This is a genomic window from Aeromonas enterica (genome assembly GCF_054052465.1).
Window position 1 is genome coordinate 65,903 of record NZ_JBSTYL010000004.1, and the last position, 15,357, is coordinate 81,259.

Consider the following 15,357-nt stretch of genomic DNA (forward strand, 5'->3'; position numbering starts at 1 on the left):
TCTCATTCCTGATCTCAATCTGGCTTGAACATGGCGATCATGTAGTCCTTGGCGCTTTCGACCTTGCCAAGCTGGATGGCAGCGGCCGGATCCACGCCTTTCGGGCACACTTCGGAGCAGTAGCCCACAAAGGTGCAACCCCAGACGCCTTCGTCCTGGCTGATGATCTTCATCCGCTCTTTGGACGCGCTGTCGCGGTTGTCGGCGTTGTAGCGATAAGCCAGTGCCAGTGCCGCCGGACCGGTGAATTTCTTGTTGATGCCATATTGCGGGCAGGCTGCGTAGCACAGACCACAGTTGATGCACATGGAGAACTGGTGATACTTCGCCATGTCAGCCGGGGTCTGGGTGTATTCGCCCTCGCACAGGCTGCGCGGCTCGGACGGGATGATGTAGGGCTTGATGCTCTCCAGCTTCTCGATGAAATCGGACATGTCGACCACCAGATCGCGCTCGATCGGGAAGTTGTTGAGCGGCTCTATGGTCATCTTGCCCGGCAGATAGTCACGCAGGAAGGTCTTGCAGCCCAGCTTGGGAATGCCGTTGACCATCATGCCGCAGGAGCCGCAGATCGCCATCCGGCAGGACCAGCGGAAGCTCAGGGTAGAGTCCAGATGATCCTTGATGTATTGCAGCGCATCCAGCAGGGACATCTCTTTCAGATAAGGCACCTGGAAGGTCTGCATCCAGGGCTCGTTGTCCTGCTCAGGGCGATAACGCAGGATTTCAATTTCGATCATCTCAGCCATTCTTCTTAGCCTCGTCTTGTTTCTCACCCTCGGAACCGTATACGCGTTTTGCCGGTTGGGATTTAGTGATCTTCACATCGGAGTAATCGATGGTCGGGGCGCCTTCCTGGTTGTAGAAGGAGAGGGAGTGCTTGAGGTAGTTCACGTCATCCCGCTCTTCATAACCGTCCAGACGCTGGTGGGAACCGCGGGACTCTTTCCGGTTGATGGCGGAGTGCGCCATGGCTTCGGCCACGTCCAGCATGTAGCCCAGTTCGATGGCGTACAGCAGATCGGTGTTGAAGACAGAGGACTTGTCGTTGATCTTGACCTTCTTGTAACGGGCCTTCAGCTCGTTGATCTTGTCGATGGTGCCTTGCATCAGCTCCTCGGTACGGTAGATACCGACACCGGCTTCCATGGACATGCCCAACTCGTTGCGGATGTCGGCCGGGTTTTCGGTACCGTCTATGTCCATCAGCGAGAGGTGTTGCTTGATCAACTGCTCGGCCTTGGCGGCCAGCGCCTGCGTGTCGCCGTGCGCCTGGGTCTTGGCGAATTCACCGGCGTGCTCGCCCGCTACCTTGCCGAATACCACTATCTCGGACAGGGAGTTGGAGCCCAGACGGTTGGCGCCGTGCAGACCGACGGAGGCACACTCGCCTAGGGCATACAGACCCGGCATGCGGGTGGCGCACTGACCGTTGGTCTCGATCCCACCCATGGTGTAGTGGGCGGTCGGGCGTACCGGGATCGGTTCCTTGACCGGATCCACACCCACGTAGGCCTTGGCCAGCTCGCAGATGAAGGGCAGACGCTCTTTCAGGTACTTCTCGCCAAGGTGGCGCAGATCGAGGTGAACCACGTCGCCCATCGGGCCCTGGATCACGCGGCCTTTCTGCTGCTCTTGCCAGAATGCCTGGGAGAGGCGGTCGCGGGGACCCAGCTCCATGTGCTTGTTCTTCGGCTGGCCGACCGGGGTTTCCGGGCCCAGGCCGTAGTCTTGCAGGTAGCGGTAACCATCCTTGTTGACCAGGATACCGCCTTCACCACGACAACCTTCGGTCATCAGTATGCCGGTGCCCGGCAGACCGGTCGGGTGATACTGAACGAATTCCATGTCGCGCAGCGGCACGCCGTGGCGGTAGGCCAGCGCCATGCCGTCACCTGTGACTATGCCACCGTTGGTGTTGTAGCGGTAAACGCGACCGGCGCCACCGGTGGCCAGAATGACGGACTTGGCCTGGATGAAGCGGGTGATGCCGTTCTGGATATCGAAGGTCAGCACGCCCTGCACGCGACCGTCGTCCACGATCAAGTCCATGCAGAAGTGCTCATCGAAGCGCTTGATGGTCGGATACTTGATGGAGGTCTGGAACAGGGTGTGCAGAATGTGGAAACCGGATTTGTCTGCCGCGAACCAGGTCCGCGGGATTTTCATCCCGCCGAAACGACGCACGTTGGCCTTGCCGTCCGGCTTGCGGCTCCAGGGGCAACCCCAGTGCTCCAGCTGGATCATCTCGTTGGTGGCGTTGTTGACGAAGTAGTCGACCACGTCCTGCTCACACAACCAGTCGCCACCGGATACGGTGTCGTTGAAGTGGTTTTCGAGGGAGTCATCATCACGGACAACGCCGGCGGCACCGCCTTCTGCGGCCACTGTGTGGCTGCGCATCGGGTAGACCTTGGAGATCAGGGCGATGTCCAGATCCGGGTGTGCTTCTGCTATGGCGATTGCGGCACGCAGGCCACCACCACCAGCACCGATGATGGCGACATCGGTCTTGATAATATCCACATCTGCCTCCTTAGGGATAGATTTGCTGGGCACGATTTTGCTCTATGAAAAAAATTCAGGCTTGATGCAAGTCAAACTGGTTTGTTTTAGTGCTTGGCAATGGTGACTTTTATCAAAATCACCCCATTCCTTGGATGAAAACGCCGTAATTATCGCCATCCTTCAGTTATCGGTATCAGCCGCTGTCATTGCTATGGTTATTTTAAGCTCAGGATTATACGTAGTTTTCTTTCAAAAAAATGAGAAACACCTCTCTTTTTAGGTATTACCCATAAAGTTTTTAAGTTTTTTATCAAAAATATTTAATAAGAATTATTCACGGATTGGCTAATGGCGCGGGTGGGTTCAAAAAACTAATCCGAATATAGGTATTGATGCGTTGCTTTATGACGAGATACCGCTTCATATGAGCATTTTCATCCCCATAGCCCCGATCGTTGATGTGGTAATAACTATTGAAACAAAAGCATTTTTTCATAAAAAAAGGGGCCTGTGTGGCCCCTTTGATTTGTGTCGATCAGATACGGAACATGCCGACCTGATTGCTCAGTTCACCTGAAATATTTTTAAGTTGTTCAGACAGATGACGAGAACTGTCGGCGTCCACTGCCAGTTCGTCCGACACATCCTTGACCGCCTGGATGTTGCGGCTCACCTCGTCGGTCACGGCGCGCTGCTCTTCGGCTGCACTGGAGATCTGGGTAGCCATGTCGGAGATCTGGTTGATGGAGGCGGTGATCTGCTCCAGCGCCTGCGTGGCATCATTTGCATCTTCCACGCTGTTCTGGGCCAACAGCTGGCCTTCGTGCATGGTGCTGACGGCGCCCTGGGTGTTGCGTTGCAGTGTCTCTATCATGCTGCGGATCTCGACGGTGGAGCTGTGGGTACGCTGTGACAGCACCCGCACCTCGTCGGCCACCACGGCAAAGCCGCGACCCTGTTCACCGGCCCGTGCAGCCTCGATGGCGGCGTTCAGCGCCAGCAGGTTGGTCTGCTCGGCTATGCCCTGAATGGTGGAGAGTATGGTGTTGATCTCCTGCGCGTTTTTCTCCAGCTCCTGAATGATGCCGGAAGCCTGTTTGACCTGGGTGGCGAGATCCGTGATGGAGCGCTGGTTGCGGGCGATGACCTGCTTGCCATGATCACAGCTGCTGGAGGAACTGCGGGCCGCATCTGCGGTCTGTTCGGCATTGCTGGCCACCTCCACTGCGGTGGCGGACATTTCGTGCACCGCAGTCGCGATCTGGGAGATCTCGTTCTGTTGACGTGCCAGACCCTGACTGGATTTCTCCGCCATGTTGTGGGAGGACTTGGCTTGCTGGTTCAGCTGGCCGGAAGAGTTGGAGATATCCTGCACCATCACGTGAATGCGCTCGATGAAGGTGTTGACGTGTTTGGCGACAATGCCCACCTCGTCTTCACGCTCGATCTTGATGCGACGGGTCAGGTCACCGTTGCCGCGGGAGAGATCGGCGATGGCCTCCCCCAGGGTTTTAAGCGGAGCCAGAGAGCCGTTGATAGCAACATAGGAAAAGCCCGCCACAATGATGATGGTGATAAGCCCTTGCAGCAGAGCCGAAGTGATCATGCGTCTGACTGACTGGTAGGCGACGGCCTCATCAACCACTATGCCGTAATACCAGTTGGTGTTGGGGATCTGGTTCAAGTCAAAGACGCTGAGCTTACCGCTCACTTCAATCTCGGAGATAGTTCCGTCAGTGGCAATACGATTGACCCCGGAAGCCGTGAGTTCTGGAGATAGCGCCGTAGCCGGCTTAAGGGTCAGTGAGGCATCAGGGTGTGCGATGATGGTGCCATTGCTGTCAACCAGAATGGCGTAGGTACCCTCTGTGTTGACCGCCAGAATGTCGGAGACCAAACCGCTGATGGAGACATCACCGGCAATCACTCCTTGTGTATTGCCGCGGGTGAAAGGCTCGGCGATGGTAATAATCAACTGGCCCGTGGTGATGTCGGCGTAGGGGGACGTTATCGTCATCTTGCCAGCGGCCATGGCATCCTTGTACCAGGGGCGTTGACGAGGATCATAGCCTGCGGGGAGATTCGTCGGTTTACTCTGGATCATGCGACCGTCTTTGGTGCCAACGTAAACCAAGTCAAAACCACCTGCATTCATGGATTGCGCCAGATGGCTGATGGGCTCGTCTTCCTTGGTGAAGGCTTCCTTGGTGGAGCTGATCATGCTGACTCTGGAGTCGATCCAGCGGGAAATGCCCTTGACGTTGGCCATGGAGCTCTCATCAATGGTGTTCCAGACTAGACGTTGAGTTTCACTTCTCAGTTGGGAGGTGTTGTACCAGACCTGCAGGCCTGTGATGACCAGGATAATGACCCCGATGGCGAGGACAAGCTTGTTCTTGATCGATAAGTTCATGTGTACATCCTTGTGGGCGTCAATCTGCGATGTGTCGTTTTATTGTTATGAGCCAACTGTGTATCGGCCAAAGTAGAACTTTTTGTATCCCGGTACGCACTTAAATTTATAGTCTAAATCAGCGTTTATCGATCACCTGCCTAAATAATGAGTCCGTTTGGGCGAGGCAGGAAGTAGTCCGGCCGGTTGGTAAAGATGCCATCTACCCCCAAGGCGGCCAGGTCGGTCTGGTCGGCAGGATGATCGACCGTATAGACCAGCACTTGCAATCCCCGCCGATGGGCATCCATCACCAGTATCTCGTCCACAAAATCCACATCGCAGTTGAGCGACCAGGCTCCGAGCTCGGCCGCAAATGCAGCCAGGGTGAGTGGAATGGTAGCAGTCAGCGCTCCTAGCCGGATCCCGGGCCGCAAGGCCGCAAAACGAGCGAGCTCAGGATGATGGAAGGAGGAGACGATCCAGTGTGCTGGCGTGAAGCCCAGCTCCGCCTCGGCCCGTCGGGTCAGCACGGCTACCTCGTCAGCCGTGTTGGCGCCTTTGAGTTCTATGTGCAACTCGGCTTGGCCAGCGATGGCTTCCATCACCTGCCACAGCGTCGGGATCGACTCTCCTTCCCCCGCGTCGAGGCCTGCCAGATAGGCACGGGATTGCGCCGTCAGCACGCCGCAGCCGTTGGTGCAACGCTCCAGTCGTCGGTCGTGGAATACCCACAGCTCGCCGTCGGCCCGCTGTACGTCTATCTCGATGGCCTTGGCCCCCAGTGCCAATGCCAGCCGGATGGCCTTGAGGGTATTTTCCGGTGCCAGCCCGCTGGCCCCGCGATGGGCGATGATCTGCATGATATGACTCCTGTTGCGCCCTGATCAGGCGCGGCTCAGTCGAATGTCGATCTGCTGGTGCGGCAGCCCCAGCCCCTGTTGTTGCAGCTTCTCCAGCACCAGCGAGTGCACCTCGTGGGTGATGGGCATGCGGTGATCCATGCTGTTCACATAGAGCCGGATCTCGTAGATCAGCGCCGAATCGGTGAATTCGATCAGGAACACCTCGGGGGAGGGGGTCTCCAGCACCAGAGTGGAGGCCCGGATCGACTCTTCCAGAATGGTCTGTATCTTTCTGGGCTCCTGGGTCAGGCCGATGCGGATGCGCAGCCGTACCCGGGTGATGGCATCGGACAGGGACCAGTTGATGAACTGCTCGGTGATGAAGGCCTTGTTGGGGACGATGATCTCCTTGCGATCCCAATCCACTATGGTGGTGGCGCGAGTCTTGATCTTGGTGACCGTGCCGGTCAGATCGCGAATGGTGACGGTATCGCCGAGCCGGATCGGTTTCTCGAACAGTATGATGAGGCCGGAGACGAAGTTGGCGAAGATCTCCTGCAGGCCGAAACCCAGGCCGAGAGAGAGCGCCGCCACCATCCACTGCGCCTTGGACCAGTCGATGCCGAGGATGGAGAAGCCGGTCAGCGCCCCCACCACCAGTACTATGTATTTGGTGACTGTGGTGATGGCAAAGCCGGTGCCGGGGGAGAGGCTCAGGTGCTGGAGCAGGGTCAGTTCCATCAGGCCCGGCAGGTTGCGGGCGGTGACCACGGTCAGGATGAAGGCAAAGGCCGTCAGCATCAGATCCTGCAAGGTGATGGCGGAGAGCTGCTCTATGCCGCCAATCTTGCTGGTGACCTGCCACACCTCGATGCTGCGCAGGAAGCTGAACGCCGAGTTGAGTTCTGACCACTGCACCACCACCAGCATGGTGAACCCCAGCATCAACAGGGTGCGCACCAGCCCGAGCGACTGGGCGCTGATGGTATCCAGATCCAGCTCGGTGTCTTCCACTACGTCCGGGATCTCCGAGCTGAGCTCGTCGTGCCCCTCTTCCCGGCCGCGCTGGGCCAGGATCTCGGCCCGCTTGCTCTTGGCCCGCTCGAAGGCGAGACGGCGGCGCTGGATCAGCATCCAGCGGTGCGCCAGATAGTAGACGAGCAGACAGCCCAGCCCCATCAGCAGGCTCAGCTCCAGCTGGCGCAGCAAGATGCGCGAGGTGTAGAAATAGCCGAGCAGGGAGCCGATCACCGCCAGCAGCGGGGCCAGCATCAGGCTGTTCCAGATGAAGTGGTGCAGCAGGTGGGGCTTGCTCATGTCGGCCTGGCCCCAGGTGAGCGGCAACCGCTCCCGGTTGAGGCGGGCGAAGAACAGCAGCAGCCAGAGGGCGCCGACGATGAAGGCCAGTCTGCCGAGGGAGTCGTAGAAGGCGTGATCCTGATAGCTGTTGGCCATCCCCTGCACGAAGAAGCTGGGGATGATCACCAGCAGCAGGGTGCGAAACTGGCTCCATACCTTCTGTACCCGTTCCTTCTGCCAGCGAAAATGGAGGATCAGGATCCCCTTCTCCAGCGTCAGGTGGCGCGCCATCAAGAGCGCCAGCAGCAGGAACCAGATCTCGCCGAGACCGCGGGCCACCGCCATCGCGAACGGATATTGCCAGGCGCCATCGAGCAGGCCGCGCACCATCAGCACCATGGCGGGCAGGGGCAGGGAGGCGAGCAGGGAGCGCATCAGCAACCGGCTGGTGAGGCTGAACTTGTCCTGGGTCACCTTGCCGATGCGTGACGCTATGTGCTGGCTGTATTGAGTCAGATGGCGAGCCAGCTTGAACCAGCACCAGGCCAGCACCAGGATGCCGATGCCGGCTAAGGTGAGGGTGATGGGGTTGTTCTCGGCAATGGCCCGGGGCAGTTGCAACCAGTTGACCGGATTGAGGACGAGGCTGAGGGCCGCCGGTACACCGAGCAGCACGGCCGGGGTGAGCGGGCGCACGTCCGGCATCCAGAACAGGTGGCTGGCGCTGAGATCGCGGATCTCGTCGATCTTGCTGTTCTGGCGGCTGTAGAGCAGCTTGAGCCGGGTCTGCTCCTGGATCAGGCTGTCGGAGGCGTCGTTGAGCCGGGTCAGCAGCTGTCGCCTGGCCTTGAGCAGATTGTCGAGCACGGCCTGCTGGGAGCGGTCGAGGGCCATGCCATCGGTGGCCATCAGTTGCTCGCGCAGCTGGCGCGGATCCTTGAGTGCATCCTGCTCCGTCTCGTACTGGTACTTCGCCATGCGCGCGTTGACGATGGCGGATTCCAGCTTGTCGAGGGGGAAGTAGGCCGGCAGGTCGGAGAGCTTGCTGCGCAGGTTCTCACCGTAGGCGTTGCTTATCTGCAGCCACTCCAATTGCTCGCGCACCGAGTTGACCAGATCGTTCAGGGTCGAGAGGTTCTTGTCGATGGCCCTTTGATCGTCCTGTACCCGTTCTATCTGATCTTCCAGTGCGCCGAGCTGGATGGAGAGCGCCTGGTTCTGCTGTTGCTGTTCCAGCAGCAACGGCATGTCGGAGGTGAGCTGCTTGCGCAGACGCTCGCTCTCCGCCAGCGCCTGTTCCGTCTTGTCGCGGCGCAACTGGTTTTGCTGGTTGAGCAGGCTGGTCTGCCACTCATCCTCGTCGGTGATGGCGAGGTTGAGCTCCTGCAGCCTGAGCTTGCCGAGGTCGTTGCGCTGCTGGGCGGAGAGCTGCTCCAGCTCCAGCATCTGGATCCGGTCGGACAGGCTCTGCTCCTTGAGGCGGGTGACCAGCTGTTGGGCCTCCTGCTGGCGATCCGATTCGCTGCTGAAGCTGAGCCGATCAAGCAGGGTGCGGGTCTGCTGCAACTGCTTGCGCAGCTCGTCGACCCGCAGGTGATACTCCTGACCCGTGCTCTCCAGCTGGTTGAGGCTGTCCATCACAGCCTGACGCTCCTTGCGCAGGTTGAGCTGGCGGTTGCTGCTCAGGCCAATGGCCTGGCGCAGCGCCTCTTCCTTCAGGGAGGAGATCTGCGGGCGGGGCTGGGGCTGGTAGTTGTGCAGGCTCTCCTTGAGGCGGGCCGACTCCTTGGGGTAGTCGATGAGGATCTGCTGATAGGCCTTGCCCTGTTCGCGATAGCGCTGGGCCTCCCGGGCAAATTGCAGCGCCTGCTGATAGCTCTCCCGCAACTTCTGGTTTTCCGGGGTGTCGGTCTTGGGCACGCTCTGCAGCAGCTCTTCGACCTGAGCGATGGCGTCATCGGCCTGAGCGAATGCGGGAAGGAGACAGAAGGAGAGCAGCAGCAGAGAGAGCAGGCGTTGCAACATGGCGCACGTTTCCGTTCATGAGAGGTCGGCCTAGCCTAAAGCAGGGGCCGAGTCGGGTAAAGTTTTCCATATTAATGATTTGTAACATAAATAACGGGCACTCCAGACCTTGTTTGGCTATTATTCCGGCCGTTTTCCCCTCCTTCGAGCATCTCTATGTCTGCAGTCGATCTGGGCACGGCCCCTCTTTCCCGCCTGTTTTGGCGCTACGTCACCCCGACCGTGGCCGCCATGCTGGTCACCGGCATCTATGTCACCATAGACGGCATCTTCGTCGGCCATATCCTGGGCCAGGACGGGCTGGCGGGCATGATGTTGGCCTATCCCATCTGCGCCGTACTCTATGCGGTGGGGGCGCTGATCGGCATGGGGTCCTCGTCGCTCGCCTCCTTCTACCTCGGCAAGGGGGAGCCGGCGAAGGCGCGGCACATAGTCGGCAATGCGCTGGTGATGGTGTTGCTCACTTCGGCAGTGCTTGCCTTCATCGGTATCAGTTACGGCGAGCCCATGCTGGCCTGGATGGGGGCCGAGGGGGAGATCTTCGATGCCGGCCTCGCGTATCTGCAGTGGTACGCCTGGCTCGGGGTGTTTGCCGTGCTCTCCATGGCGTTCACCGCCCTGCTGCGCAATGACGGGCGACCCGGTCTCGCCACCTGGATCCTGGTGGGCGGCGGCGTGCTCAATGTGCTGCTCGACTATCTGCTGATGGCGGTCGTCCCCTGGGGCCTCGCGGGAGCGGCCATCGCCACCATGCTCTCCCAGGCGGTAACCGGCGGGCTCTGTCTGTGGCACTTCTTCACCCCGCGCAGCCAGTTGCGCATTCGCCTGGATACGCTGGTACCGGACTGGCGACTGATACGGGAGACGCTGCGGCTCGGGGTATCCAGTTTTCTGATGTACCTCTACCTGTCGGTGGTGCTGGCGCTGCACAACAAGGCGCTGCTGGCGGTGGGCACCTCGCTGCACGTGGCCGCCTATGGTGTTATCAGCTACAGCGAGGCCTTCTTCTATCTCATCTTCGAGGGGATCGCCATGGGCATACAGCCCATTGCCAGCTTCAACGCGGGGGCGGGCAACTGGCAACGGGTGCTGCGGGTGCGCAACCTGGCGCTGGGCGTCACCCTGTTGGTGGCGCTGGGCGGCATGATCCCGCTCTATCTGTGGCCGGAAGGGGTCGTCTATCTGTTTGCCGGTGACAACGCGGCCCTCTTGCCGGTGGCGAGCCTCGGCATCTGGCTCTACTTCTGGGGCCTGCCGATGGAAGGGTTGTTGCTGGTGGGGGCCACCTACTTCCAGGCCATCAACCGGGCCCGCATCGCCTCCCTGCTCACCGGCGGCAAGTTGGTGCTGATCGGCGGCTTCCTGTGGGGCTTCTCCTCCCTGTGGGGGGTGGCCGGGGTCTGGCTGGCGTTGCCAACTTGCAGCACTGTGCTGGTACTGGTGATGTGGCGGGCCATGCGCAAGGAGGCCGGCCTGCACGCCGCGACCGCTTGATACGCCATCATCCGTCCATGAAAAAGGCAGCCCTGGCTGCCTTTTTCGTTTTATCCGGCCTGCTCATCACAGCAGATGGACGGGATTGGTTGTCTCGGGTCAGGGCTTGAAGGCCCCGATAAAGATGGCGGGATCGACGCGTGCATCGTTGAGGCTGACGTTCCAGTGCATGTGGGGGCCAGTGGCGCGGCCGGTGGCGCCAACCCGGCCGACTATGCCGCCACGGGGCAGGGTCTGGCCCAGTTTCACATCGATCTTCGACATGTGGCAGAACATGCTGATCAGCCCCTGGCCGTGGTCGACGAACACCGTATTGCCGTTGAAGAAGTAGTTGCCGATGAGGATCACCTTGCCGGCTGCCGGGGCCTTGATGGGCGTGCCGGCACCGACCGCAAAGTCGAGGCCCGAGTGGGGGTTGCGCTCTTCGCCGTTGAAAAAGCGGCGCAGGCCGAACGGGCTGGAGAGCGGGCCCTGCACCGGCTTGTCGAACAGCAGGTTGCTGGGTTGGGCAGGGCTGAAGGTCTGGTAGGCCCGGGTCTGCTCCGCCAGTTCGCGGTTGATGCGAACCATGTCATCGGCCAGCGGGTTGACCTGGCGGCCGTTTTTGAGCTTGATGTGCTGCTCGCGATAGTGCTTGCTGCCGACCGTGAAGCCGAGGGTGCGGCCATCATTCACCGTCAGTGTATGAGCTCCTGGCTGGCTTTTGAGGGGAATGCCGACGATGGCAATCCAGCGTTTGTTCTCTTCGTGCACCACCAGCACAGGTTTGTCCTGATAACGGGCTGCGGGGGCCTGCGCTGCATTGCCAAGCTGCACCACGGCAACGCCGCCCGGCACCGGATGGTTGAGCAGACGGCTGATAAATCCCTCGGCAAGGGCGGACTGGCTGGCCAGCAGCAACAAGATACAAAAAACGACTCTCATGATGGTTCCACGCTATGGGCTGGGTCAAACGAACAAGGAAAAGGGCATCAGGAGGCGGGCTGGAAGCGCTGATAGATGGCTTCCATCTGGACCGACACCTCCTGGCGCACCAGATCCAGCTCCAGCATGTCCTGCACGACTTTCAGCTGGCTCGGGTTGAGAAAGGCACGGCTGCTCTCCAGCACGCGCTGGGTATAGGCCTTCTGGTTCTCCAGATAGGTGCCGGCATCGCCACTCTCCTGCTGGGCCAGTTGCTGGTTGGCGTCGCTCAGCAGGCGCGTCAGGGATTGACGCTGGGCCGGGGCCAGCAGCTCGCCCCGCTCTGCCAGTCGGCCCTGGATCTCCAGCAGGCGATTGATATCACCCGAGTAGAGCTCCTGTTCGAGCCGGGTGCGTGTGTCGTCACCCAGCAGGTTGCTGATGTTGCTCCAGATGCGCTGGCTCTCCTGTTCGTAGGCATCGGGGTGATCGAAGCCGAGGCGATAGAGTTCACGCAACTGCTCCTGCACCTGACCGCGTACGTCCTCCACCACGTCCAGCCGATCGAAGACAGTGGTGAGCTGGCTGCCCTGCTCGGCATCGTAGAGTCGCTCTATCAGTACAGAACCGTCGCTGGACTGGCTCCACTGGCTGATGGCGGCCTCCAGCTCCGGATTGGGGGTTATGGTCTCCTGCACGGGGGCGGGCTCTCCCTGAGAGCCCTTGCCGGGCAGCTTGGTCATCGGGTTCTGGCTTGCGCTGGTGCTTTGGCTGGCCGCTGTGTCGCACTGGGCCACGGCTGGGCTGTCAGCGGAGCCGGATTGCGGCTGGGACGCTGTGGTGGTGGATTGAGCCTGCCATTGCCAGAGGTTGAGCAGCAGGGAAGCCAGCAGGATCGGCGCCAGATGAAGTGTACGCATCTTGGATTCTCTTGAATAAGTGAATGCCCCCTGGTGCGGGGGTCTCTTATGATAACCGTAACGTCTGATACAAGCAGCCCTGACATGCAAAGCATCAACCGACGAGCGTCCGTCATTGAGTCGGCCTGCCCATGGCTCTAGAATCGGCAGCCAGCCTGTCATTATCTGAGGAAATGTTATGAATGGATTGTCCCCCCTGCGTGCCGAGCCCGCCCGTCACCCCATCGGGCGTGGCTGGGTCTGGGTGCGATCCGGCTTCGATATTTTCAACAAGGGCATGGGCGTCAGTGTTGCCATGGTCCTGATCTGGTTCGTGGTCGGCCTGCTGCTGGAGCGTCTGCCGGCGGGCGGCCTCATCTCCCAGTTGCTCTACATGGTGTGGGGCGCCGGCTGGGTGGTGGTGGCCCAGCGCGGCTATGAAGGCAATCAGCTCAAGTTTGTCGACTTCTTCGCCGGATTTCGCAACAAGCTGACTCCGTTGATGCTTGGTGGCCTGCTGGTGCTGGCTCTGTTCACTCTGATCGGGCTCATCTGCCTGGGGTTGCTCTCCATGTGGGGGCTCACCTCCCTGCTGACCCAGGATCCCGAATCCCTGGTGGTGACGGCGGCGCAGGCACAAGGGCTGCTGCTCTGCCTGCTGCTGGGGCTGCTACTGTTGATCCCCGTATTGATGGCCATCACTTTTGCGCCCGCTCTTATCTATTTCCACGATGTCAGCATATGGCAGGCTGCCAAGCTCAGCTTCAAAGGTTGCCTGACCAATATGTGGCCTTTCTTCTGGTGGGGGTTGATCGCCGCCGGGTTGATGCTGTTTGGTGCCGCCCTGATGTTGATAGGCCTGCTGGTGGTGATACCGGCCCTCAATTACTCCATCTATGTGGCATATCGGGATATCTATCTGGATGTGTCCCAAGAGGGACAGTCAGAGGCGCCATTGACCGGCTTCGAAGCCTGATCCGGATACAGTTGACCGGAATGTCATGAACAAGGGGCCTGCGGGCCCCTTTTTGTATGGCGGAATTATTCCTGCCACATGGGGGCGGCCGCCATGCGTACCACCAGAAAATCGAGAAAGCTGCGCAGCAGGGGTGACATCTGTTTGCGGGTTCCATAGACCCCGTAGACCCCGAGCCGTTTGGGTTGCCAAGCCTCGAGCAGTGGTACCAGGGCGCCACTTTCCAGGTGGGATTGCACCGAGTAGCGGGGCTGCATGCTGATGCCGGCGCCACCCAGAGTAGCCTCCAGCAGCAGGTTGGATATATTGGCACTGAGATTGCCGCTGACCGGCACGGACTCAGGCCCGTCGGGTCCCTGAAACTCCCACAGGCTCTTGCCGAAATAGGTGTAGGTGAGGCAATTGTGCAGGGCGAGATCCTGTACCTTGTGCGGGAGCGGGTGTCTGGCCAGATAGGCCGGGCTGGCACAGACCACGGAGTGGCAGGTGCCGAGCCGGCGGGCCACCAGATTTGGATCCAGATCATTGGTAATGCGGATGGCCAGATCGATCCGCTCCTCCACCAGGTTGACGGTGCGATCCAGCAGCAGGATATCGATGGCGGTACCGGCATACTGGGCCAGATAGTCGTTGGCGGCCCCCACCAGCAGGGCTTCGGAGATTGAGTAGCTGCTGGTGATGCGCAGTTGTCCCTTGGGCGCTTCATCGCCCCTGATGGCGATCTGCTCCATCTCCTCCCCCAGTGCCAGCATGGCTCTGGCACGGTTCAGTGCCTCTTCCCCCGGGCCTGTCAGGCTCAGGCGCCGGGTGGTGCGATGCAGCAGACGGGCCCCCATCCATTGCTCCAGTTCAGCGAGGTAGCGCGTTACCATGGCGCGCGACATCTCCAGTTTCTCCCCGGCGCCACTCAGGCTGCCCTGTTCGACAACGCTGACAAAGACCCGTAATGCGGTCAGTCGATCCATGTGCAGCCCCTCTATATGCTCGATTAATGCAACAGTTATGCGCTCATTATGCTGTATTTGTACCGATAATGATCCAATAAACTGTGTCCATCTGATGAACCCCTGATGACTTGATGAGGAATACCTGATGAACAGCACCCTGATCCGCAACCTGGCCCTGGCCACCACCCTGCTGAGTGGCGCCGCCATGGCTGCTCCCCTGACAGTGACTGTCTACAACCCGGGCGAGAAGGCCATCTTCCCTGTCTCCTCCTCTCTGGTGGCCGGTGAAAAAGAGGCCATTCTGATCGATGCCCAGTTCGATGTGAAAAATGGTCAGGCCCTGGTCGACATGATCAAGCAAAGCGGCAAGCAGCTGACCACCGTCTATATCAGCGCGGGTGACCCTGACTTCTACTTTGGTCTGGAACCCATCATGGCGGCATTTCCTGGTGTCAAAGTCCTGGCTGACCAGCATGTGGTCGACCACATCAACAAGACCAAGGATGACAAACTGACCTATTGGGGACCTATCCTGGGCGCAGGTTCACCCAAGACCCTGACAGTACCGGAAGTGATGAGAGCCTCTTACCTGACCCTCGAAGGCGAGAAGATCGAGATCAAGGAGATGAACACGCCGACCGCTTATCTGTGGGCGCCGTCCATCAAGACCGCATTGGGTGGTGTGCCGGTTTATCACGGTGTCCACGTCTGGATGGCGGACAGCCAGACCAAGGAAGCTCGCGCTCACTGGGTGAAGACCCTCAACGAGCTGCTGGCCATGAAACCCGAGCGTGTCGTACCAGGCCACTTCCTGGGGGCCGCTCCCAAGGGCACCGAAGCCGTGACCTTTACCCGTGACTATGTCCAGCGCTTCGAGCAGACACTCGCCAAGTCCAAAAACGCTGGCGAGCTGATTGAAGGTCTGAAGAAAGCCTTCCCGTCCCTGCCTGTCGACGATGGTCTGGCCATCGGTGCCAAGGTCAACACCGGTGAAATGAAGTGGTAATTGCCTGACGCCTGCTTCCCTGTGTTTTTTACCGGGCCCTTGGGCCCGGTTTTTTTAGCCAAA

11 protein-coding genes are annotated in these 15,357 nt (G+C 59.7%); 3 read left to right on the plus strand and 8 right to left on the minus strand.

What is annotated here, in order from left to right; translation table 11 throughout:
• Nucleotides 1-14 precede the first annotated feature (14 nt).
• From ACW5XD_RS06235 to mscM, 5 genes are all read right to left on the minus strand, one after another.
• Nucleotides 15-749, minus strand: a complete 735-nt coding sequence (locus ACW5XD_RS06235; RefSeq protein WP_456494129.1) for a succinate dehydrogenase/fumarate reductase iron-sulfur subunit — start codon at nucleotides 747-749, stop codon at nucleotides 15-17.
• Complete coding sequence (gene frdA, locus ACW5XD_RS06240) at nucleotides 742-2,526, minus strand: fumarate reductase (quinol) flavoprotein subunit (protein WP_456494130.1); 1,785 nt, start codon at nucleotides 2,524-2,526, stop codon at nucleotides 742-744. Before frdA ends, ACW5XD_RS06235 begins: the two co-directional genes overlap by 8 nt.
• A gap of 517 nt (nucleotides 2,527-3,043) precedes the next feature.
• The gene (locus ACW5XD_RS06245; RefSeq protein WP_456494131.1) at nucleotides 3,044-4,921 is read right to left on the minus strand and encodes a methyl-accepting chemotaxis protein; all 1,878 of its coding nucleotides are present in this window, start codon (nucleotides 4,919-4,921) and stop codon (nucleotides 3,044-3,046) included.
• A 140-nt stretch (nucleotides 4,922-5,061) separates the two neighbouring features.
• Nucleotides 5,062-5,763 (minus strand): glycerophosphodiester phosphodiesterase, encoded by a 702-nt coding sequence (locus tag ACW5XD_RS06250; RefSeq protein ID WP_456494132.1) that lies wholly within the window; start codon nucleotides 5,761-5,763, stop codon nucleotides 5,062-5,064.
• Nucleotides 5,764-5,787: 24 nt separating this feature from the next.
• Nucleotides 5,788-9,069, minus strand: a complete 3,282-nt coding sequence (gene mscM, locus ACW5XD_RS06255) for a miniconductance mechanosensitive channel MscM (RefSeq protein WP_456494133.1) — start codon at nucleotides 9,067-9,069, stop codon at nucleotides 5,788-5,790.
• 156 nt (nucleotides 9,070-9,225) lie between these two features.
• Between mscM and ACW5XD_RS06260 the strand changes: the two genes are divergently transcribed.
• Nucleotides 9,226-10,563: an MATE family efflux transporter gene (locus tag ACW5XD_RS06260; RefSeq protein WP_456494134.1), complete on the plus strand. Its 1,338-nt coding sequence runs from the start codon at nucleotides 9,226-9,228 to the stop codon at nucleotides 10,561-10,563.
• A gap of 99 nt (nucleotides 10,564-10,662) precedes the next feature.
• Here ACW5XD_RS06260 and ACW5XD_RS06265 read toward each other — a convergent pair whose 3' ends face one another.
• Both ACW5XD_RS06265 and ACW5XD_RS06270 read right to left on the minus strand, forming a co-directional pair.
• On the minus strand, nucleotides 10,663-11,487 hold the full coding sequence (locus ACW5XD_RS06265) for a peptidoglycan DD-metalloendopeptidase family protein (RefSeq protein ID WP_456494135.1): 825 nt from the start codon (nucleotides 11,485-11,487) through the stop codon (nucleotides 10,663-10,665).
• A 47-nt stretch (nucleotides 11,488-11,534) separates the two neighbouring features.
• Nucleotides 11,535-12,386 (minus strand): hypothetical protein, encoded by an 852-nt coding sequence (locus ACW5XD_RS06270; protein ID WP_456494136.1) that lies wholly within the window; start codon nucleotides 12,384-12,386, stop codon nucleotides 11,535-11,537.
• A 178-nt stretch (nucleotides 12,387-12,564) separates the two neighbouring features.
• Between ACW5XD_RS06270 and ACW5XD_RS06275 the strand changes: the two genes are divergently transcribed.
• A complete protein-coding gene (locus ACW5XD_RS06275) occupies nucleotides 12,565-13,341 on the plus strand; it encodes a BPSS1780 family membrane protein (protein WP_456494137.1) in 777 nt (258 codons plus the stop codon).
• A 65-nt stretch (nucleotides 13,342-13,406) separates the two neighbouring features.
• Here ACW5XD_RS06275 and ACW5XD_RS06280 read toward each other — a convergent pair whose 3' ends face one another.
• Nucleotides 13,407-14,306, minus strand: a complete 900-nt coding sequence (locus tag ACW5XD_RS06280; protein ID WP_456494138.1) for a LysR family transcriptional regulator — start codon at nucleotides 14,304-14,306, stop codon at nucleotides 13,407-13,409.
• Nucleotides 14,307-14,433: 127 nt separating this feature from the next.
• On the opposite strand from ACW5XD_RS06280, the gene ACW5XD_RS06285 reads away from it, so the two are divergent.
• Nucleotides 14,434-15,294, plus strand: a complete 861-nt coding sequence (locus ACW5XD_RS06285; protein WP_456494139.1) for a Vmh family MBL fold metallo-hydrolase — start codon at nucleotides 14,434-14,436, stop codon at nucleotides 15,292-15,294.
• Nucleotides 15,295-15,357: the final 63 nt, after the last annotated feature.

Bases quoted from the DNA above. Each gene is read 5' to 3' on its own strand.
- ACW5XD_RS06270 (WP_456494136.1), bottom strand. From the start codon at position 12,386: ATGCGTACACTTCATCTGGCGCCGATCCTGCTGGCTTCCCTGCTGCTC.
- ACW5XD_RS06265 (WP_456494135.1), bottom strand. From the start codon at position 11,487: ATGAGAGTCGTTTTTTGTATCTTGTTGCTGCTGGCCAGCCAGTCCGCC.
- mscM (WP_456494133.1), bottom strand. From the start codon at position 9,069: ATGTTGCAACGCCTGCTCTCTCTGCTGCTGCTCTCCTTCTGTCTCCTT.
- ACW5XD_RS06235 (WP_456494129.1), bottom strand. From the start codon at position 749: ATGGCTGAGATGATCGAAATTGAAATCCTGCGTTATCGCCCTGAGCAG.
- ACW5XD_RS06250 (WP_456494132.1), bottom strand. From the start codon at position 5,763: ATGCAGATCATCGCCCATCGCGGGGCCAGCGGGCTGGCACCGGAAAAT.
- ACW5XD_RS06285 (WP_456494139.1), top strand. From the start codon at position 14,434: ATGAACAGCACCCTGATCCGCAACCTGGCCCTGGCCACCACCCTGCTG.
- ACW5XD_RS06260 (WP_456494134.1), top strand. From the start codon at position 9,226: ATGTCTGCAGTCGATCTGGGCACGGCCCCTCTTTCCCGCCTGTTTTGG.
- ACW5XD_RS06245 (WP_456494131.1), bottom strand. From the start codon at position 4,921: ATGAACTTATCGATCAAGAACAAGCTTGTCCTCGCCATCGGGGTCATT.
- ACW5XD_RS06280 (WP_456494138.1), bottom strand. From the start codon at position 14,306: ATGGATCGACTGACCGCATTACGGGTCTTTGTCAGCGTTGTCGAACAG.
- ACW5XD_RS06275 (WP_456494137.1), top strand. From the start codon at position 12,565: ATGAATGGATTGTCCCCCCTGCGTGCCGAGCCCGCCCGTCACCCCATC.